The sequence below is a fragment of the Streptomyces sp. R35 genome (assembly GCF_041053035.1).
In the GTDB taxonomy this organism is placed as follows: Bacteria; Actinomycetota; Actinomycetes; order Streptomycetales; family Streptomycetaceae; genus Streptomyces; species Streptomyces lutosisoli.
In genome coordinates, this window is record NZ_CP163440.1 from 9852497 (window position 1) to 9872623 (window position 20127).

Here is a 20127-nt window from a genome sequence, read left to right on the forward strand (position 1 = left end):
ATCGGTCCATGACGGACGGTCCGGCGCCGAAGTCGGTGCTCGCGCGCGGGGCGGCGCTGCTGCATGCCTGCGGGGAGTCCGAAGGTGCGCTGAGCCTTGCCGAGCTGGCACTGCGCACCGGGCTGCCCAAACCGAGCGCGCACCGCCTGATCGGCGAGCTGGTCCGGCTCGGGCTCGTCGAGCGCACCCCCGAAGGCCTCTACCGGATCGGGCTCGCCCTCTTCGTCCTAGGTCAATCGGCGCCGTCCGCACGGGAGTTGCGGGATGCCGCGCTGCCCTACCTCGGCGATCTGCACGAGGAGACCCACGAGAACGTGCACCTCGCCGTGCCCGACGGGTCCGACACCCTCTTCCTGGAGAAGATCACCGGCCGCCGCGCCACCCCGATCGTCTCGCGCGCCGGGGGCCGGCTTCCCGCGCACTGCACGGCCACCGGCAAGGTCTTCCTCGCCCACGATCCCCGGCCACCGCATCTCACCCTGCCCCGCCTCACCCCGCGGACCCTCGTGCTGCCGGGGCAGCTCGCTCGCGACCTTGCCGCGACGCGCGCCCGCGGGTACGGGGTGAATCTGGAGGAGGCCGAGGTGGGGGTCTCGGCCGTCGCCGCGGCCGTGTACGAACGGGGGCGTGGGCCGCGGCCGGTCGCCGCGATCTCGGTCACCGGTGGCACGCGTCGTCTGGATGTGGACCGCATCGGGGCGAGGGTGTGTGCGGCGGCCAGGGCTCTGACCCGCACACTGTCGGCCTGACAGACCTTCCTCGCCCCCGCCGCCCCTACCCGTCCCATCCCTGGGGGCTCCGCCCCCAGACCCCCAAAAGACTGCGCAGTTCCCCGCGCCCCTTAAGGGGCGCGGGGAACTGCGCGAACGGCCCCCACCCGCCCGCAGCCGACACGCAACCCAGGGGGTCTGGGGGCGCAGCCCCCAGGAACGGGATGGGACGGGTAGGGGCGGCGGGGGCGAAAACCGCCAGGTCAGCCCGGGCGCGTCAGTCCCGACTGCACCGCCACCGCCAACGCATGCTCGGTGAGCCGCTCCCCGTGCACCTCACCCACGATCCGCCCCCGCACGAACACCAGCACCCGATCGCACACCTCGGTCAGCTCGGCGAGGTCGGTCGAAGCGATGAGGACCGCCGCGCCGCCCGCGGCCAACTCGCCGACGATGCGATGCATTTCGGCGCGGACGCCGACGTCGACACCCCGGGTCGGATCGTCGAGCACGACGATGCGGGGCTCGGTGGCGAGCCACTTGGCGAAGACGACCTTCTGCTGGTTGCCGCCGGAGAGGCGGGCCACGATGTCGTAGGGCCCGCCGCGCAGCCGCAGCCGGTCGGTCAAGTCGGCGGTTCGGCACACCAGTTCGGCACGTGAGGGCAGCACGCCGCCGCGCCCCAGGGCCAGCCAGCTCACCGCGGTCGCGTTCTCCCACACCATGCGCTCGGCCATCAGCCCGTACCGTTTGCGATCGCTGGGGACGAACGCGACGCCCGCGCGGACGGCGGCGCGCAGGGAGCGCGGCAGCCCCCGCCCGCCCACGTCGACGCGCCCCGCCGAGATCGCCGTACGCCCGCACACCACCTCCAGCGCGGCGAGATGGCCCGCCCCTTGGAGCCCGGCGACCCCGACCACCTCGCCGGCGCGCACGGTGAAGGTGACGTCGGCGAGCCGCCCGGGCACGCTCACTTCGGACAGCACCACCGGCGGTGGGCCTTCTGCGACGGTGCGTGCACGGCGTAGGGGCTGGGGAGGCCGGCCGCCCAGCATCGCCGTGACCAGCTCCGGCACGTCGACGTCCTCCCGTCGTGCCCCGGCCAGCGCGACCCGCCCGTCCCGCAGCACGGTCACCCGCTGCGCGAAGCGCATCACCTCCTCCAGGAAGTGGGTGACGTACAGAACCGCGATGCCCCGCCCGGTGAGGGTGCGCAGCACCTGTTCGAGGCGGTCCACGGCGGCGGCCGACAGTGCGGAGGTCGGCTCGTCGAGCACGAGGATCTTGGGGCGCCGCAGCAGCGCCCGGGCGATCTCCGTCAACTGCCGGTCAGCCAGGGGGAGTTCGCCGAGGAGCATGCCGGGGTCGACGTCGAGGCCGAGCTCGGCGAGGACCGGGCGGGCGGCGCGGTCCATGGCGCCCCGGTCGAGCAGGCCGAAGCGGCGGGGCGGGCGGTAGGGGTAGAGGTTCTCGCGGACGGTGAGGTCGGGGAAGAGGCTCAACTCCTGGGAGACGACGGCGATTCCACCGGCCCGCGCCTCCTTCGCGAGCCGTACGGTGCCGTCGTCGGGAGCCACCGTGCCCGACAGGATTCGTACGAGCGTCGACTTGCCCGCGCCGTTCTCGCCGACCAGCGCGTGGACCTCGCCGCCGCGCACACTGATGTCCGCTCCGTCCAGGGCCCTGACCCCGCCGTACGACTTGACCAGGCCCCGTGCCACGAGCATGTCGCCGTCGCTCATCTCAGCGTGCGTCCTTCAAGGGCTTGAGCTGGGCGTTCTGGTCTCCGAGCAGTTTGTCGATGGTCGGTTTGTACCAGTCGTACGCCGCCTTCGGGGACTTCTGCCGTGTGATGATCTCGTCGATGTTGGACTGGTCCACGACTCCGCCCGGGGACAGGAACCAGCCCTTGAGCAGCTTGCCGTCGTTGTCGCGCACGGCCTCGATCAGCATCGCCGTGGAGAGATAGCCCTTGAGGAAGTGCTGGGGGTCGATGGTGACGAAGTTCGAGCCGTCCTTGACCGCGTCGAGGGTCTTCGGGTCGACGTCGAAGCCGGCCGTGAGCCAGGTGCCCTTCTCGGCCTTCTTGATCTTCGCGAGGTTGTAGCTGTCGGCGTCACCGACACCGAGGAAGGCGAGCGCCTTGGGGTGCGCGTTCACCTGCGCCGACCAGGAGCTGTAGTTCTGCCCGGGATCGCTGTACGTCTGGAAGGGGCCCAGGACTTCGACGTTCGGGGCCTGCTTCTTGAAGGTGTCCGCGATGCCCTTGGCCCGGTTGTCCAGCACCGGCGTCCCGGGGTTGGGTACGCCGATGACGATCTGTCCCTTCGGGGCGCTGCCCAGCCGCTTCAGCGCCTCCTTCGCCATCAGCTCGCCGAGCGCGTAGTTGTCGTTGCCGACGTAGAAGCCGACCTTGCTGCCGTCGGTCGGCGAGGTGTCCAGGGCGACGACGGGGATGCCCTGGTCGACGGCGTGTGCGGCGGGCCGGGTGAAGATCGGCGGGTCGAGGTTCTCCAGGACGATGCCGTCCTTGGCGCGGGCGGTCAGGTTCTGGAACAGCTGCACCTCGGCAGGCCCGTCCGTGTTGGGCGGGCCGACCGCCTTGAAGTTCACGTTCCCTTCGTGGCTCGCGGCGCTCTCGGCGCCGAGGACCATCTCGTGGGCGAAGTTCAGGCTGATGTTGGCCACGGCGATACCCATGTCGAGCTTGCCGTTCTTGCCGCCGGAGCCGTTGCCGCTGCCGCAGCCGGCGGCGGCGAGGAGGGCCAGCGCGGCGGGCACGGCCAGCAGCGTACGCAATCGGGGGTGCATCACGGCCTCCAAACAGGCTCTGAACAGCTGAACAGGCTGCGGACCAGGGGGATTTCAGCGGCGTCGGCGTCCCGTACGGCGCAGCGCGCTGTCCGCCGCGACCGCGACGAGGATCACCCCGCCCGTCGCGAACGACGTCCAGTTGATGGGTACTTCGAAGAAGACGAGCCCGGAGGCGACCACGGAAAGGATCATCGCGCCGGCCACCGCTCCGACCACCGAGCCGCGACCGCCGGCGAGCGGGGTGCCGCCGATGATGCACGCGGCGATGGCCTGCAACTCGTAGCCCTGGCCCAGCGTCGGGTCGCCGGCCCCGTAGAAGGCGAGGGCGAGCGCCGCCGCGCAGGCCGTGGTCAGTCCGGACAGGGCGAGCGCCTGGATACGGGTGCGGACGACGGGGATGCCGCTGAACGCGGCGGCGTCGGGGTTGGACCCGATCGCCCGCACTCGCGCCCCGAATCGCGTCCGGGTCAGCACGACCGCCAGCACCACGACCACGGCCAGCAGCACCCACAGCGCGAACGGAACCCCCGCGGCGTCGCCGCCCGCGAACGTGAAGAACGAGTCGTCGAGCGGCAGATCGGTGATCTGCTTGCCGTCGGCGAGCGCGAGCCCGACGCCCCGGAAGAGCATCAGCGTGCCCAGCGTCACGATGAACGACGGCAGCGCGAGCAACGTCGTGACCAGCGCGTTGAAGACACCGAGGGCGATACCGGTGACCAGCATCACCGGTACCGCCAGCCAGGGCGGCGTACCGTCCCGCACCAGCAGGGCGCCGACGACCAGGCACATCGCGTAGGTGCCGCCGACGGACAGATCGACCTCGCGCATGGCGAGCGCGAAGACCATCCCGCACGCCATCAGCGAGATGTAGACGGAGTTGTGGGCGGTGGTGAGCAGGTTGTCACTGTCGAGGAAATCGGGGTACGGGATGCCGATGCCCGCGATCAGCAGCCCGAGCACGATCAGCACGCCCAGCTCGTCCCTGATCAGCCGCCGCGCGAGCACCCCACGGGTCAGCCGTCTCGGGATCGCCCCGAACTGCCGTCGTCCGCCGCCCTGTTCGCGGGCGCGCTCGGCGTCGTCCACGGCACGCTCGGTCTCGGTCATCGGGCACGGCTCCCGGTACGGCTGACGCTGGGCGGTCGCCCCGCAGCGTGGGCCCCGCGAACGCCCACGGCAACAGGGCCGTTCCAGCGAGTGAAATGCGCTCTTGCCGGGTGGCTGACGGGTCATCACACTCGGCCCATGGAGACACGTACCGCCCTGGTGACCGGAGCGGCACAGGGCCTCGGGCAGGAATTCGCCGTCGCGCTCGCCGGGCGCGGATACCGGGTCGCCGGGATCGATCTCGTCCCGCAGCCCGAGACGGTCCAACGGGTGCTGGACTATGTGGAGTTGATCGCCGACGTCACCGACGAGGAACAGATCGGGGCGGCGCTGGAGCGCGTCATCGACCGGTTCGGGACCCTGCACGTGCTCGTCAACAACGCGGGCGTCTACCCGGAGTCGCCCTTCGAGGACATCACTCCAGAGGACTGGCGGCGGATCATGCGCGTGAACCTGGAAGCGCCGTTCCTGGTGACCCGCGCCGCCCTGCCGTATCTCAAGGCGGCGGGCCGGGGCCGGATCGTGAACATCACCTCGGCGGCCGTCCTCACAGCTCCGCCCACGATGGTCGCGTACGTCTCCTCCAAGGCGGGTCTGATCGGCTTCACGCGCGCGCTGGCCTCCGCGCTGGGGCCGTACGACGTCACCGTCAACGCCATCGCGCCGAGCATGGTCCGCACCGCCACCGCCGAGCGGACCGTCGGCGCGGACGGCGGCTTCGAGCACGTCCGCGCCCAGCAGGCCGTACCGAGGACCCAGAAGCCGTCCGACCTCGTCTCCACCCTCTTGTACGTGGTGGACCCGGGCAGCGGATTCCTGACCGGTCAGACCCTCAACGTGGCAGGCGGATCGGCCTACTTGTGAGGGTTTTCTGTGCGTTCGCCGGCGACGCAACCGGATGGGCCCCTCCCACGTCCTAGGCTGCCGTAGATCATGATCACGCCAACGGAGGGGCCGTACGTGCGGTGCACCACCAAGCGAGTGCTGCGAGGAGCCGGAGTCGGCGTCCTCGTCCTGTCGCTCGCACTCACGGGATGCCAGGGCAAGAAGAACAAGAAGAAGAGCCGGGGGAAGTCGTCCACCTCCCGCAGCCGCACCATCGGCGGGACCAGCGGTGGGACGAGCGGCGGATCGAGCAGCAAGAGCGTCGGGTCGCTGAGCGGCGCCCGGCAGGCGCAGTCCGTGCTGCCGCCCGCCGACAGCATGCCCACCGCGCTGCGCACCGTCACCTCACCGCTCTCCAGCCGCGCCAAGGCCCCCACGAGCTGCAAGGATCCGTCCTCGAAGTGCAAGAACGCCGTGGCACACGGTGACGTCGGGTACCGAGGCACGGACATCACCAGCTTCGACGTCATCGTGTACAGCAACGCGCGGGCCGCCAAGAAGGCCTTCACTTCCTGGGACAGCCACATCCGCAACAGCGCGAGCAAGTACCAGGTGCTCGACGCGGCGACCTACGATGCCGCAAGCGTCACCTTCCAGTTCAAGTCCGCGTCCGACGCGAATGTCCGGGAGACGGTGATCCTCCAGGGGAAGTTCATCGGCACCCTGGACTACCGTGACGACACCGACTTCGTGAATGCGGGTGCCTCCGACACGCTGGCCGGTCTCGCGCGGATGTACGCCGAGCGGCTGAGGCAGGTCGCCGCCGACGAGACGCCCACCGCGTCGGCGGCGGGGCTCAAGGTCTCCTAGGACGTGATGGCGTAGGGCGGGGGGAGTGGCTCAGGACTCCTTGAGCCACTCCCGCAGTTCCTCCTTGAGCGAGCGCTGGAACGTGGTCAGCAGCGCCTGCACCACCAGCGGCTGCATGTGCGCCGACAGCGACTTCACCGCCGCGACGGACTCCCGCCCGCCCACCGCTTCACGCAGCAGCGTGGACAACTCGTGGGCCGCCGCGCGCGAGTGCTCCAGCAGCACGGTCCGCGCCGCGAGGATCGTCTCGTGCGCGAGCGGTACGTCGAGGAGCTGTACGCCGAGCCGCAGCAGCCCCGGGTCCACGCGAAAGGAGTCCGCGGTCCGCTCGATGACGTTCATCGCGGCCAGCCGTTCCAGATCCTCCTCGCCCAGGGAACGCCCGGCCCGCCGCTCCAGCTCCTCGCGCGTCACGTCCTGGGCCGCGTCGGGCGCCCAGGAGGCCACCACGGCACGGTGGATGGCGAGGTCGTGGGCGCTCAGGCCGGGCGGCAGCTGCGTCAGATGGCGCTCGATCGCGGCGAGCGTCATGCCCTGGTGCTGCAATTCCTCGATGAGCGCGAGCCGGGCCAGGTGCTCCTGGCTGTAGTGGCCCACGCGCCGGGGTCCGATGACGGGCGGCGGCAGCAGGCCCCTGGCGCTGTAGAAGCGGACCGTACGGACCGTGACACCCGCCCGCGCGGCCAACTCGTCGACCGTGAGCGTCGGCTCCTCGGTGTCCGTCGTCATGGCAGGTCCTCGCCTTTCCGGGTCGTGCCGCGTCCGGCTCCGGGCCCGGAGGCGACGCGGTGCAACAGTATTGCTGTCTCACCGGTGTTGTGAAAGCGTCCGTCGACTTTGTCGAACTCCCCGGTCACAGGCCACTGTCAGTGGCAGCGCCTACGGTGGCGTCATGTCGGAGATCACATATGTCCGGGGTGACGCCACCGTTCCGTTGGGCAAGGGCGTCAAGGTGATCGCCCACGTCTGCAATGACATCGGGGGATGGGGGAAGGGCTTCGTGCTCGCCGTCTCGCGCCGCTGGCCGGAGCCGGAGGCCGCGTACCGCGCCTGGCACCGGGACCGCGCGCACAACGACTTCGGCCTGGGCGCCGCCCAGTTCGTCCAGGTCGACCGGTACGTGTGGGTGGCGAACCTGGTGGGGCAGCGAGGCATACGCACGGGCAGCAAGGGGGTTCCCGTGCGCTACGAGGCCATCGACACGGCACTCGGACGGGTCGTCGGCAAGGCCGCCGAGCTCGGCGCCTCCGTCCATATGCCCCGCATCGGCTGCGGCCTCGCGGGTGGCACGTGGTCACGCGTGGAGCCGCTCATAGCCGAGCGGCTGGTGAAGCGGGGGGTGGCGGTCACGGTGTACGACCACGGGGACTGAGCCGCGGCGAAAGCATGCGAACAGCGGACAGTCTCGACCGGCCTCAACAGGCAGGCAGATGAAAGAAGTTGCGGAAAATTGCGCAAGTCCTTGCCGTGATCGGCGGAGCCTGCTTGACTCACGGCTCGCATCCGAGAGAGCCCGAGAGAGCCCGAGAGGATCCGGGAGGAAGAGCCATGAGCCGCGACATCGACGTCCTCGTCCTCGGCGGCGCGGGCGTGGACACGATCGTCCACGTCCCCGAACTGCCGCTCCCGTTCGCCGACAGCTACATGATCAGGCCCGGCATCGAGACCCGCGCGGGCCAGACCGGGGACTTCGTGGCGCTCGGCGTGCACGCCCTCGGCCTGCGCACCCACCACCTCGACCTGATCGGCGACGACCACGAGGGCGAGCTGGTCCGCGCACTGCACCGCGACCGGGGCATCGCGCTCACCGACGCCCTCCAGGCCGGCGGTACCAAGCGCGCGGTCAACCTCGTGGGCCCCGACGGGCGCCGGTTGTCGCTGTACGACGAGAGCCGCTCGCGGGAGTCGGACCGGCTGCCCGAGGAGACGGTCCGGACTCTGGCCGCGGCGAGCCGCCACGCCCATGTCTCCATCACCTATCCGTGCGCCTTCGCGCTGCCGGCGCTGCGGGAGGCCGGGGTGACCCTGTCGACCGACCTGCACGACTGGGACGGCGCCAACCCCTACCACGAGCCGTTCGCCCACGCCGCCGACGTCGTGTTCCTGTCCGCCACCGCCCTGGCCGACCCGGAGCGGACGATGCGCCGGATCGTCGAGCGGGGCCGGGCCGAGGTGGTCGTCGCCACGGCCGGAGCCGACGGCGCGTACCTGCTGGCCGACGACGAGGTGACCCACATCCCGGCGGTCGCGCCCCGCACGCCGGTGGTGGACACGAACGGGGCGGGCGACGCCTTCGCGGCCGGCTTCATCTTCGGCCGGCTGAGCGGTGAGCCGCCGAAGCGCTGCGCCCGCTACGGCGCGGTGGCCGGTGCCCATGCCTGCACCGTGCCGTCGACGCGGACCGACGCGATCGGCAGGGATGAACTCCTCACCCAGGTAGCCGAGTTGGAGTCGGCGTCCGTGACGCACTAGGCGGCCCGGGATGGTCGTACCCCCGGGCCGCCCTGCCGTCCCCTACTCGGCGTGCAGGTCGTTCGTCGCCTCGATCTTCTTCCACGACTTCGGCTGGGAAGGAGCCCCCGCCTTCGCCGAGCTCCGTGCGATCGACGCGCCCTGCGCCGCGGGTGCCGCAGGCTTCGACGGCTGGAACAGCCAGGTGTCGAAGAGCGAGGCGAGGGACTTGCCGGACACCTGCTCGGCGTACTTCTGGAAGTCGCCGACCGACGCGTTCCCGTACGCGTGATCCTTCGGCCACCCCTTCAGGATGGCGAAGAACGCGTCGTCCCCGACCTCGTTGCGCAACGCCTGGACCGCCAGCGCGCCCCGGTCGTAGACCGCGATGTCGAACTGGTCGTCCGGACCGGGGTCGCCGGGCTTCACCGTCCAGAAGGCGTCGTCGGCCGGATGCGAGGCGTACACGTAGTCCGCGAGCTCCTGCGTCGTCCCCTCGCCCTCGTGTTCCGACCAGAGCCACTGCGCGTACCGCGCGAAGCCCTCATTGATCCAGATGTCCTTCCAGCCCTTCAGTGACACATCGTCGCCGTACCACTGATGCGTCAACTCATGAACCACGACCGAGGTGTTGGAGCCGTTCGCGAACTGCCGGGGGCTGTAGAACACCCGGGTCTGCGTCTCCAGCGCGTACCCGGTGGTGGTGTTCGGGACGTATCCGCCGACCGCGTTGAAGGGATACGGGCCGAAGTACCCGGTCAGCCAGTCGACGATCTCCCCGGTCCGCTCGACGCTCGCCCGTGCCGCCCCGTCGTTGTCGCCGAGGTCCTTGCTGTACGCGTTGATGATCGGGACACCGTCGGACGTCTTCCCGGTCGTGATGTCGAACTTGCCGACCGCGAGCGTGGCGAGATAGGTGGCCTGCGGCTTGTTGGAGCGCCAGTTGTAGCGGGTCCAGCCGAGCCGTGAACTCGTCGACTGGAGCGTTCCGTTGGAGATCGCCTGGGTGCCGTCGGGGACGGCCACCGACACGTCGTACGTGGCCTTGTCGAGCGGATGGTCATTGCTCGGGAACCACCACCAGGCCGCCTCGGGCTCGTCCGCCGCGACCGCCCCGTCCGGAGTGCGGTGCCAGGTCGAGAAGCCGTACGCGCTCTTCGTGGACGGCACCCCGCTGTAGCGCACGACGACCGTGATCGGTGTGCCCTTGGGCAGCGGGTTCGCCGGAGTGATCTCCAGCTCGTGCTGACCCGAGGTCGCGAACGACGCCTTCGCGCCATTGACCCGCACCTCGCTCACATCGAGCAGGAAGTCCAGATCGAACCGCGAAAGATCCTGTGTGGTGGTGGCCAGGAGGGTCGCCGTGCCCTCCAGCTCGTCCGTCTGCGGCTGGTACTTGAGCCGCAGATCGTAGTGCGAGACGTCGTAGCCGCCGTTGCCGTAGGCCGGGTAGTAGGGGTCGCCGATGCCCGGCGCCCCGGGGGAGTAACTGGCCGCCGATGCCGGGATCGCCAGCAGGAGGGAGGCCGCGAGCGCGCCCGGGGCGATGAGTCTGCGGTGCACGTCAAGCTCCAAGTGGTAGGGGCATGAAGTCTGTCCGGAGCCTATTCAGTCCCTGTGGCCCCGGTCATGTCCACGGCCACCCCTGTCACACGATCGCCATTCGGCCGACATGAGCGATCGAGCCCCACAGTCCTTTCACAGACCCTCTTTTGTACGGGAGTTGACCGGGGTACCTTCCGCGCATGCCGATACCAGCGCGCCGCAGGCGCTTCACGACCTGGAGATCGCTCGCGACGGCGGCCACAGCCGCCCTGATGGCCGCCTTCCTCACCCCCGTCGCCGCACACGGCGCCCCACGGGAGAGCACCCCGGTCTACTCGTACGAGAACGCGATCCGTGAATCCGTCTGGGTGGACACCGGCCTCGACGGCGACAGCGACGGAAAGCCCGACCGCGTGGCCGTCGACATCGTCCGGCCCCGCGAACTCGCCCAGCAGGGCCGCAAGATACCCGTGATCATGGACGCCAGCCCCTACTACTCCTGCTGCGGACGCGGCAACGAAGGCCAGAAGAAGACGTACGACGCCAACGGCGACGTCGTCCAGATGCCGCTGTTCTACGACAACTACTTCGTGCCGCGCGGCTACGCCTTCGTCGGCGTCGACCTGGCCGGAACCAGCCGCTCCGACGGCTGCGTGGACGTCGGCGGACGCTCCGACGTCCAGTCCGCGAAGGCGGTCGTCGACTGGCTGAACGGCCGGGCCAAGGGCTACAGCAGCCGCACCGGCAGCGCCACGGCCAAGGCGACCTGGACCAACGGCAACACCGGCATGATCGGCAAGAGCTGGGACGGCACCGTCGCCAACGGCGTCGCGGCCACCGGGGTCAAGGGCCTGAAGACCATCGTGCCCATCAGCGCCATATCCTCCTGGTACGACTACTACTTCGCCAAGGGCGCCCCGCTCTACGACTCCGGCCCCGACTGGCTCTCCGACTACGTCGACAGCCCCGACGCCCGCGCCAAGTGCGCCGCCGTCCAGCAGAAGCTCGTCGACGAGGCACCGCGCACCGGCGACTGGACCTCGCTGTGGACCGAACGCGACTACGTGAAGGACGCGAGCAAGGTCAAGGCCAGCGTCTTCCTCGTCCACGGCATGCAGGACCTCAACGTCCGCACCAAGAACTTCGGCCAGTGGTGGAGCGCCCTCGCCAAGAACGGCGTCGAGCGCAAGATCTGGCTCTCCCAGACCGGCCACGTCGACCCCTTCGACTTCCGCCGCGCTTCATGGGTCGACACCCTGCACCGCTGGTTCGACCACGAACTCCTCGGCTACGACAACGGCATCGACGACGAGCCCATGGCCGACATCGAGCGCCACCCCGACCAGTGGGTCACCTCCAGCGTCTGGCCGCCCCGCACCACCGCGACGACGACCCTGCGCCCGGGCACGGGCACCGAGGCCGGCGTCGGCACCCTCGGCCTCCGTACCGGCTCCGGCACCGAGACGTTCACCGACGACCCGCAGCTGAGCGAGACCGACTGGGCCGCGCACATCGACCAGTCGACCCCCGGCAAGGCGGGCTTCGTCACCAAGCCGCTCACGCACGACCTGCGGCTGTCCGGCTCCTCCAAGGTGACCGTCACCGCCACCCCGACGACCTCGACGGCCCATCTCTCCGCGGTACTCGTCGACCTCGGCCCGGACACCATCCGCGACTACGCCGCCTCCGGCGAGGGCATCACCACGCTCACCGACCGCACCTGCTGGGGCGCGAGCGCGACCGGCGACAGCGCCTGCTTCAAGGAGACGCAGGCGAACAAGACCGACGTCGACTTCAACGTCTTCAGCCGCGGCTGGGCCGATCTCGGCAATTACGCCTCGGACCTGAAGGGCGTCGCGCTCACCCCCGGCACGGCGTACACCATCACCCTCGACCTGGCCGCCACCGACCATGTCGTCCCCAAGGGCCACCGGCTCGCGCTGATCGTCGCGGGCACCGACAAGGACCTCATCGATCCTCCGTCGAGTACGCCGACCCTGACACTCGACCTGTCCCGTACGTCGGCCCGCGTCCCGCTGGTCGGCGGCGCCGACTCCTTCACGAGGGCGACGGCGGGTTCGGCCGCGACGCCGACCGCCTCCGTCCTCGACGGCGTACGCGATCCGCGCACCGCCGTCCGGGTCCCGGGGGAGACCCGTTGATCCCCTTACGCATCCGCGCCCTGGCCGTGGCGGTCTCCGTCACGGCCTTGGCCGCGCCCCTGACGACAGCACCGGCGTACGCGGCACAGACCCCGCCGCGCACCGGATTCGAGCGGACCGACGGCGCACGCTGGACCAGCGAGCCCGAGGAGCAGGACTTCCTGGCCGCCGTCGACAAGGCGAGCGACCAGGTGTCCATGGCCCGGATCGGCACCACGAAGCAGGGCCGCCCCCTCCAGCTCGTCCGGATCGGCACGCACCGCACGGCCACCACCGTGCTCCTCGTGTGCAGCCAGCACGGCGACGAGCCGTCCGGCCGCGAAGCCTGTCTCACGACGATCCGCGACCTGGCGTACGCGAGGGACCGGCGCACCCGGCAACTGCTGAAGAGCGCCACCGTGCTCGTCGTCCCCACCGCCAACCCCGACGGCCGCGCCGCCGACACCCGGGAGAACGGCGACGGCGTCGACATCAACCGCGACCACCTCGCCCTCAGGACGGCCGAGGCCCGCGCGATGGCCACGGTCCTGCGCGACCGTAAGCCCGACGTCGTCTACGACCTGCACGAGTACGGCGCCACACCCAAGTACTACGACAAGGACCTCTTCGACCTCTGGCCGCGCAACCTCAACACGGACACGGTCGTGCACGACGAGGCGGAGACCCTGTCGCGGGACTATGTACGGCCCGCCGCCCAGGAGTCGGGGTACTCGACGGGCACGTACGGCATCTGGACCGACCCCGTGACCGGCGACCCGGTCAAACAGACCGCCGGCGACGGGCAGGAGCGCATCCTGCGGAACATGTCGGGCGTCAAACACGCGGCCGGACTGCTCATCGAGAGCCGCGTCGATCCGATGACGGACGCCGAGAAGGCCGATCAGGCGCTCAACAACCGGCGTCGCGTCCATTCCCAACTGGCCGCGCTGGGCGGCCTGTTCGGCTTCGCGGGCGAACGGGGCGGACAGGTCGCGGCCGCCACGAGCGCGGCCCGGCTCGCGGGCTACCGCGACACCGGCCCGGTCTACCTCGGCGGCGCCGACAACGACCCCGCCGAACCCGCCGAGGTGATCCAGGACCCGCCCTGCGGCTACCGGCTCACCGCGGACCAGTACGCGGACGTGCGCGACCGACTCGCCCTGCACGGCGTGCGCGTACGACCGGACAGCGACGGCGGCGGCGTTCTCGTACCCCTGCGGCAGTCCCTGCGCGTCCTCGTCCCCCTGCTCCTCGACGAGCGCGCGCCGTACCACCTCACGGCCGGGGAGCCCGAGAATGCCTGCTGAGGACGGTTACTCAGGCGGAGGCGGCCGGGCGGGCGAGCCCGGCCGCCTCCCGCGCGCACCCCCACGCCACCGTGACGCCCGCACCGCCATGACCGTAGTTGTGCACCAACACCCGCCCGTCCGGCAGCACTTCGCGCTCCAGCCGGACCGTGTCGCGCACCGGCCGCAGCCCCACCCGGTGGTCGAGCACGCGCGCCCCGGCGATCTCCGGGTACAGCCCCGCGCACCGCTTGACGATCTCCGCCGCCACCGCCGGGTCGGGTGTCAGCGACCATGCGTCGTCGTCGGTCGTGCCGCCCAGGACCAGCCGGTCCGGATGCGGGAAGACGTATGTGGTCGTCCCGGCGTCCGGGTCCGTCGAGACGAGCCAGGTGCGGACACCGGGGTTCTCCACGATCACGAGCTGCCCGCGCACGGGCCGTACGGCCGGATCGGGTACGAGCTCGCGGGCGCCCAGCCCCGTGCAGTTGACGACGACCGGCGCCCCAGCCTCCGCGAGGTCCGTCACCGTGTGCTCCTCGATCGTTCCTCCCGCCCGCAGGAGGCGTTCGCGCAGCCACCGCAGATGCACCGGCATGTCGATCAGTGGCAGCCGCGCCCACAGGCCCGTTCCCGCGTACTCCTCGTCCGTCGCCGCTCGCAGCCCCGGCACCCGGGCGGCCCACGGGCCCAGCGAGTCCAGCCGTGTCTCGCCCTGTACGCCCTCGACCACGCGTACGCCCGTCTCGTCGGGCCGGGCCGCCAACTCCTCGTACACGGAGAGTGATATGAGGGCCCATTCTCCGGCCAGCGCCTCGGGCTCGATGTGGTACGGCCACCACAATGCGCCGGCAACCGCCGAGGTGGTCCGCTCGGCGGGCTCCCGCGCCCACACCCGTACCCGCCTTCCCGCTTCGGCCAGGACAACGGCCGTTGTCAGGCCGATGACACCGCTGCCGACCACGATCACTTCACTGCCGCGAGAGCTCTTCACGCGTGGACCGTAGCGGAATATGTCATGCCGTGCTCACATCACTCCCAGTCTGGGGATACTCACAGCATGTCTGCCGAGTACGCGACCTTCGGCCTGGCACCGGCGATGCGTGCCGGTGGAGTCCTCGCCAACGGTGACTACCAAGTCCACCGGGACTTCGTCGACTTCATCGTCGACGGGCGCCCGCTGCTGTTCCAGCTCTCCGACCTCGACGCGGTGTCCCCGCTCGCCTCCGACGTGCCACCCGCGATCTTCACCGCGCAGGTGCGCAGCCTCCTCCTGGAGGCCGACGCTCCGCTCGACGGCGGCCGGTACGTCATCTACGGCTGCCCCGAGTGCCAGGGCCTCGAATGCGGTGCCGTCACGGCGGTCATCGAGAAGGACGGTGACGACTATGTATGGCGCGACTTCGCCTGGCAGACCGACGAACGGGCCGACCTGGAGCTCAACGGCTACCACGGCATAGGGCCGTTCCGCTTCCACGGCGCCGAGTACCGCAGCGCCCTGAACTCCCTCCTCGACACCGATGCGGGACCCCGCCGCCGCGTCCTCCTCATCGGCGCCCGCGTCGCCCTGCTCGCCAAGCTCGCCGCCGCCCTGCGCACCATCGGCATCGGCGCCGACATCGCCCACGACACCACGGACGTCTCGGTCGAAGAACTCCGCGCATACGGCGCGGTGGCCTTCGGCCGAGCCGTCTCCGAGGACGATCGTGCCGCCGTACGGGAATCCTTCCGGCGCGCGGGCGTCGACGTCGCGTACGTCGAGGGCCTCGCCCCGATCGTTCCGCTCCTGGTCGCGCAGATCGAGCACGCCCTGGACCGCAGCCCGCGGGAGCTGCGCCGTCTCACACGCCTGGTCGCCACCGACGGCGAGGCGGGCATCGAGGTCACCTCCACCTGCCGGGTCCAGCTGACCGCGTACCGGCTCGACCGCCTGTACCGCACCCACGCGCACGAGGTCTTCGACGGAATCCTGGAGGCGGGCCGGCACCGGGTCGCGCTGGATGCCAAGGCGGTGAAGGGGGAGTCGTTCATCGTGGCACGGACATCGGGGAGTGTGCTGGTGGAGGCCATGGCACGGTGATCACCAGGGATCGGGCGGGTGGAAACCGCGGCGCGGCCCAGGGCGCCGGGCCGTTAGGATCGGCCTCCTGATGACTGCCACTCTCGTCGCCAAGAATCTCGCCGCCGGACACGGCGACCGCTCGCTCTTCTCCGGGCTCGACCTCGTCGTCGCACCCGGCGATGTGATCGGGCTCGTCGGTGCCAACGGCGCGGGCAAGTCCACGCTGCTGCGGCTCCTCGCCGGCCTCCTCACGCCGGAGCAGGGGGAGCTGCGGCTCTCCCCGCCGTCCGCGACCGTCGGGCATCTGCCGCAGGAGCCGGAGCGGCGGGAGGGCGAGACCGTACGGGAGTTTCTGGCGCGCCGCACGGGCGTCGCCGAGGCCCAGCGGGTGATGGACGAGGCGACACAGGCGCTCGTCGACGGGGCGCCGGGCGCGGACGACGCGTACGCGACCAGCCTGGAGCGCTGGCTCGACCTCGGCGGCGCCGACCTCGACGAGCGCGCCGAGGAGGTCACCGACTCCCTGGGACTCGCCGTCGACCTGGACCAGCCGATGACCTCCCTGTCCGGCGGCCAGGCGGCTCGCGCCGGACTCGCTTCCCTCCTCCTCTCCCGCTACGACGTCTTCCTGCTCGACGAGCCCACGAACGATCTGGACCTGGACGGCCTGGAGCGCCTGGAGCGTTTCGTGTCCGGCCTGCGCGCCGGGACCGTCGTCGTCAGCCACGACCGCGAGTTCCTGACCCGCACGGTGACGAAGGTGCTCGAACTCGACCTCGCACAGCAGCAGATCACGCTGTACGGCGGCGGATACGAGGCATACCTGGAGGAACGCGACACCGCGCGCCGGCACGCCCGCGAGGACTACGAGGAGTACGCCGACAAGCGGTCCGCGCTCGAAGGCCGCGCCCAGATGCAGCGCTCCTGGATGGACAAGGGCGTCAAGAACGCCCGGCGCAAGGCGAACAACGACAACGACAAGATCGGCCGCAAGTTCCGCAGCGAGGCCAGCGAGAAGCAGGCCGCGAAGGCCCGGCAGACCCAGCGCATGATCGAGCGCCTCGACACCGTCGACGAGCCGCGCAAGGAGTGGGAGCTGCGCATGGAGATCGCGGCTGCCCCGCGCTCCGGTGCGGTCGTCGCCACGTTGCGGGACGCGGAGGTGCGGCGCGGCGAGTACACCTTTGGCCCGGCGACACTGCAGATCGACTGGGCGGACCGGGTCGCGGTCACCGGCGCGAACGGCGCGGGCAAGTCGACCCTGCTGGGCACGCTGCTCGGGCGCGTTCCCCTGGACGCCGGGCACGCCACCCTCGGCTCGGGTGTGGTCGTCGGCGAGGTCGACCAGGCCCGCCGGCTCTTCCACGGCCCGGAGTCTCTGCTGGACGCGTTCTGCGCGGCGGTCCCGGACACGGAGCCCGCCGAAGTACGCACGCTGCTGGCCAAGTTCGGCCTGAAGGCGGACCACGTCCTGCGCCCGGCGGCCACCCTCTCCCCGGGCGAGCGCACCCGATCGGCCCTGGCCCTCCTCCAGGGCCGAGGCGTCAACCTTCTCGTCCTCGACGAGCCGACCAACCACCTCGACCTCCCGGCGATCGAGCAACTGGAATCGGCCCTCGACTCGTACGAGGGCACGCTGCTCCTCGTCACCCACGACCGCCGCATGCTGGACGCGGTACGGACGACCCGCCGCCTGGAGGTAGCGGACGGCAAGGTGACGGAACTGCCGTAACCGCCCTCGCTATGGGCATGCGTGCCGCTAGGGGCGGCACGCATCCCAAAGAAAGCGGCACCCTGCGAGCGCCGGTAAGCGCACCCACCCCTGGCCCAGCCCCGGTGCCGGGCACCCTGTCACCAGGGTCCCGGCACCGGACGCCAGAACGTCAGCGCCGGCCCCGTTTGGGGTCGACCAGCCCGGCCTTGCGCAACGCATCCGCCATCGCGCTGTTGGCGGGCGGCGGCGCAGCCTGACGCGACCCGCCACCGGCGCCGCCACGTCCCTGCCCTTGCCCCTGGCCCTGCCGCTGTCCCTGCCCTTGGCCCTGCCGCTGTCCCCGCTGCTGCGGCGGCCGCCCCCCACGCTGAGGCCGCCCCCCGCCTTCCTGAGCCGGAGCCGCGGCCTCATCGTCCAGCCGCAGCGTCAGCGAGACCCGCTTGCGCGGAATGTCGATGTCCAGCACCTTCACCTTGACGATGTCGCCCGGCTTCACGACATCCCGCGGGTCCTTGACGAAGGTCTTGGACATCGCGGAGACATGCACGAGCCCGTCCTGGTGGACACCGATGTCCACGAACGCCCCGAACGCGGCCACATTCGTGACGACACCCTCCAGCACCATCCCGGAGGCCAGGTCGGAGATCTTCTCCACGCCCTCCTTGAAGGTGGCCGTCTTGAACGCGGGCCGCGGGTCGCGCCCGGGCTTCTCCAGCTCCTTCAGAATGTCCGTGACCGTCGGCAGACCGAACGTCTCGTCGACGAAGTCGTTCGGCTTCAGCGAGCGCAGCACACCGGTGTTGCCGATCAGGGACGCGACCTCGCTCCCCGCCGTCTTCACCATGCGCCGCACCACGGGGTACGCCTCGGGGTGCACGCTGGACGCGTCCAGCGGATCGTCCCCGCCCCGGATCCGCAGGAAGCCCGCGCACTGCTCGTACGCCTTCGGGCCGAGCCGGGCCACGCCCTTGAGGGCGGTACGGGACGTGAACGGACCGTTGGCGTCGCGGTGCGCCACGATGTTCTCCGCGAGACCGGAGGTGATGCCGGAGACGCGGGCGAGCAGCGGGGCGGAGGCCGTGTTGACGTCCACGCCCACGCCGTTCACACAGTCCTCGACCACGGCGTCCAGCGACCGGGACAGCTTCACCTCGGACAGGTCGTGCTGGTACTGCCCGACACCGATGGACTTCGGGTCGATCTTCACCAGCTCGGCCAGCGGGTCCTGGAGCCGGCGCGCGATGGACACGGCGCCGCGCAGCGACACGTCCATGTCGGGCAGCTCCTGCGAGGCGAACGCGGACGCCGAGTACACCGACGCCCCCGCCTCGGACACCATCACCTTGGTGAGGTTCAACTCCGGGTGCTTGGTGATGAGTTCACCGGCGAGCTTGTCGGTCTCGCGGGACGCCGTGCCGTTGCCGATAGCGACCAGCTCGACCGCGTGCTCCTTGGCGAGCCGCGCGAGCTTGGCGATGGCCTCGTCCCACTTGTTCGCCGGGACGTGCGGGTGGATGACGTCCGTCGCGACGACCTTGCCGGTGGCGTCGACCACGGCGACCTTCACACCCGTACGGAACCCGGGGTCGAGGCCCAGCGTCGCGCGCGTGCCCGCCGGGGCGGCGAGCAGCAGGTCCCGCAGATTCGCCGCGAAGACGTTGACCGCCTCGTCCTCGGCGGCCGTCCGCAGCCGCAGCCGCAGGTCGATGCCGAGGTGCACGAGAATGCGGGTCCGCCAGGCCCAGCGGACCGTGTCCGTGAGCCACTTGTCGGCCGGGCGGCCTCGGTCGGCGATCTGGAAGCGGTGGGCGACGATCCCCTCGTACGAGGAAGGGCCGGGCTGCTCGGAGGGCTCCTCGGGCTCCAGGACGAGGTCGAGGACGTCCTCCTTCTCGCCGCGCAGCATCGCGAGGATGCGGTGCGAGGGCAGCGCCTTGAAGGGCTCGGCGAAGTCGAAGTAGTCGGCGAACTTGGCGCCCGCCTCTTCCTTGCCGTCCTTCACCTTGGCGGCCAGCCGCCCCCGCACCCACATGCGCTCGCGCAGCTCGCCGATCAGGTCGGCGTCCTCCGAGAACCGCTCGGTGAGGATCGACCGGGCGCCGTCCAGCGCGGCCTGCGGATCGGCCACTCCCTTGTCGGCGTCGACGAAGGCCAGCGCCGCGGCGAGCGGGTCGACCGTCGGGTCGCCGAGCAGGCCCTCGGCCAGCGGCTCCAGGCCCGCCTCGCGCGCGATCTGCGCCTTCGTGCGCCGCTTCGGCTTGAACGGCAGATAGATGTCCTCAAGACGCGCCTTCGTCTCGGCGCCCCTGATCTGCGCCTCGACCTCCGCGGTGAGCTTGCCCTGCTCGCGCACCGAGTCGAGGATCGCGGCGCGCCGCTCCTCCAGTTCCCGCAGATAGCGCAGCCGCTCCTCGAGGGTGCGCAGCTGCGCATCGTCGAGCATCTCGGTCGCTTCCTTGCGGTAGCGGGCGATGAAGGGCACCGTCGAACCGCCGTCGAGCAAGTCGACGGCGGCCTTGACCTGCCGTTCCCGTACGCCGAGTTCCTCGGCGATCCTGCCTTCGATGGACCCTACGAGGGGTGTCGTCACGATCCCGTACCG

General features: G+C 70.8%; 16 protein-coding genes. 9 read left to right on the forward strand and 7 right to left on the reverse strand.

The genetic code is table 11. The annotated features are described in order from the left end of the window. Positions 1–8 precede the first annotated feature (8 nt). A complete protein-coding gene (locus AB5J50_RS44255) occupies positions 9–749 on the forward strand; it encodes an IclR family transcriptional regulator (RefSeq protein WP_369264222.1) in 741 nt (246 codons plus the stop codon). A 224-nt stretch (positions 750–973) separates the two neighbouring features. Here the strand turns inward: AB5J50_RS44255 and AB5J50_RS44260 are convergent, their stop codons facing one another. From AB5J50_RS44260 to AB5J50_RS44270, 3 genes are read right to left on the reverse strand one after another with little or no spacing between them, the layout of a single operon-like run. Continuing rightward, positions 974–2452, reverse strand: coding sequence for a sugar ABC transporter ATP-binding protein (locus tag AB5J50_RS44260; protein ID WP_369264223.1), 1479 nt, complete (start codon positions 2450–2452; stop codon positions 974–976). Position 2453: 1 nt separating this feature from the next. Then, a complete protein-coding gene (locus AB5J50_RS44265; RefSeq protein ID WP_369264224.1) occupies positions 2454–3521 on the reverse strand; it encodes a sugar ABC transporter substrate-binding protein in 1068 nt (355 codons plus the stop codon). A gap of 54 nt (positions 3522–3575) precedes the next feature. Further along, complete coding sequence (locus tag AB5J50_RS44270) at positions 3576–4631, reverse strand: ABC transporter permease (RefSeq protein WP_369264225.1); 1056 nt, start codon at positions 4629–4631, stop codon at positions 3576–3578. Between the two features lie 138 nt (positions 4632–4769). Here AB5J50_RS44270 and AB5J50_RS44275 point away from each other — a divergent pair, with 138 nt between their 5' ends. Together AB5J50_RS44275 and AB5J50_RS44280 are read left to right on the forward strand one after the other, a co-directional pair. Next, on the forward strand, positions 4770–5495 hold the full coding sequence (locus AB5J50_RS44275) for an SDR family NAD(P)-dependent oxidoreductase (protein WP_369264226.1): 726 nt from the start codon (positions 4770–4772) through the stop codon (positions 5493–5495). Positions 5496–5564: 69 nt separating this feature from the next. Next, the gene (locus AB5J50_RS44280; protein WP_369264227.1) at positions 5565–6326 is read left to right on the forward strand and encodes a hypothetical protein; all 762 of its coding nucleotides are present in this window, start codon (positions 5565–5567) and stop codon (positions 6324–6326) included. A 30-nt stretch (positions 6327–6356) separates the two neighbouring features. Here AB5J50_RS44280 and AB5J50_RS44285 read toward each other — a convergent pair whose 3' ends face one another. After that, complete coding sequence (locus AB5J50_RS44285; protein ID WP_369264228.1) at positions 6357–7055, reverse strand: MerR family transcriptional regulator; 699 nt, start codon at positions 7053–7055, stop codon at positions 6357–6359. A 163-nt stretch (positions 7056–7218) separates the two neighbouring features. Between AB5J50_RS44285 and AB5J50_RS44290 the strand changes: the two genes are divergently transcribed. Together AB5J50_RS44290 and AB5J50_RS44295 are read left to right on the forward strand one after the other, a co-directional pair. Continuing rightward, positions 7219–7698, forward strand: a complete 480-nt coding sequence (locus AB5J50_RS44290; protein WP_369264229.1) for a macro domain-containing protein — start codon at positions 7219–7221, stop codon at positions 7696–7698. Positions 7699–7874: 176 nt separating this feature from the next. Next, complete coding sequence (locus AB5J50_RS44295) at positions 7875–8798, forward strand: adenosine kinase (protein WP_369264230.1); 924 nt, start codon at positions 7875–7877, stop codon at positions 8796–8798. A gap of 42 nt (positions 8799–8840) precedes the next feature. On the opposite strand, the gene AB5J50_RS44300 is transcribed toward AB5J50_RS44295, so the two are convergent. Further along, the gene (locus tag AB5J50_RS44300; protein ID WP_369264231.1) at positions 8841–10340 is read right to left on the reverse strand and encodes a M1 family metallopeptidase; all 1500 of its coding nucleotides are present in this window, start codon (positions 10338–10340) and stop codon (positions 8841–8843) included. A 182-nt stretch (positions 10341–10522) separates the two neighbouring features. On the opposite strand from AB5J50_RS44300, the gene AB5J50_RS44305 reads away from it, so the two are divergent. Further along, positions 10523–12484, forward strand: coding sequence for a Xaa-Pro dipeptidyl-peptidase (locus tag AB5J50_RS44305; protein WP_369264232.1), 1962 nt, complete (start codon positions 10523–10525; stop codon positions 12482–12484). Next, on the forward strand, positions 12484–13770 hold the full coding sequence (locus tag AB5J50_RS44310; RefSeq protein ID WP_369265679.1) for a M14 family metallocarboxypeptidase: 1287 nt from the start codon (positions 12484–12486) through the stop codon (positions 13768–13770). Before AB5J50_RS44305 ends, AB5J50_RS44310 begins: the two co-directional genes overlap by 1 nt. Positions 13771–13780: 10 nt before the next feature. On the opposite strand, the gene AB5J50_RS44315 is transcribed toward AB5J50_RS44310, so the two are convergent. After that, positions 13781–14743 (reverse strand): FAD-dependent oxidoreductase, encoded by a 963-nt coding sequence (locus AB5J50_RS44315; protein ID WP_369264233.1) that lies wholly within the window; start codon positions 14741–14743, stop codon positions 13781–13783. Between the two features lie 66 nt (positions 14744–14809). On the opposite strand from AB5J50_RS44315, the gene AB5J50_RS44320 reads away from it, so the two are divergent. Next, on the forward strand, positions 14810–15829 hold the full coding sequence (locus AB5J50_RS44320; RefSeq protein ID WP_369264234.1) for an oxidoreductase: 1020 nt from the start codon (positions 14810–14812) through the stop codon (positions 15827–15829). 70 nt (positions 15830–15899) lie between these two features. Next, on the forward strand, positions 15900–17543 hold the full coding sequence (locus tag AB5J50_RS44325; RefSeq protein WP_369264235.1) for an ABC-F family ATP-binding cassette domain-containing protein: 1644 nt from the start codon (positions 15900–15902) through the stop codon (positions 17541–17543). A gap of 151 nt (positions 17544–17694) precedes the next feature. Here the strand turns inward: AB5J50_RS44325 and AB5J50_RS44330 are convergent, their stop codons facing one another. Next, positions 17695–20115: a Tex family protein gene (locus AB5J50_RS44330; protein WP_369264236.1), complete on the reverse strand. Its 2421-nt coding sequence runs from the start codon at positions 20113–20115 to the stop codon at positions 17695–17697. Between the last annotated feature and the right edge of the window lie 12 nt (positions 20116–20127).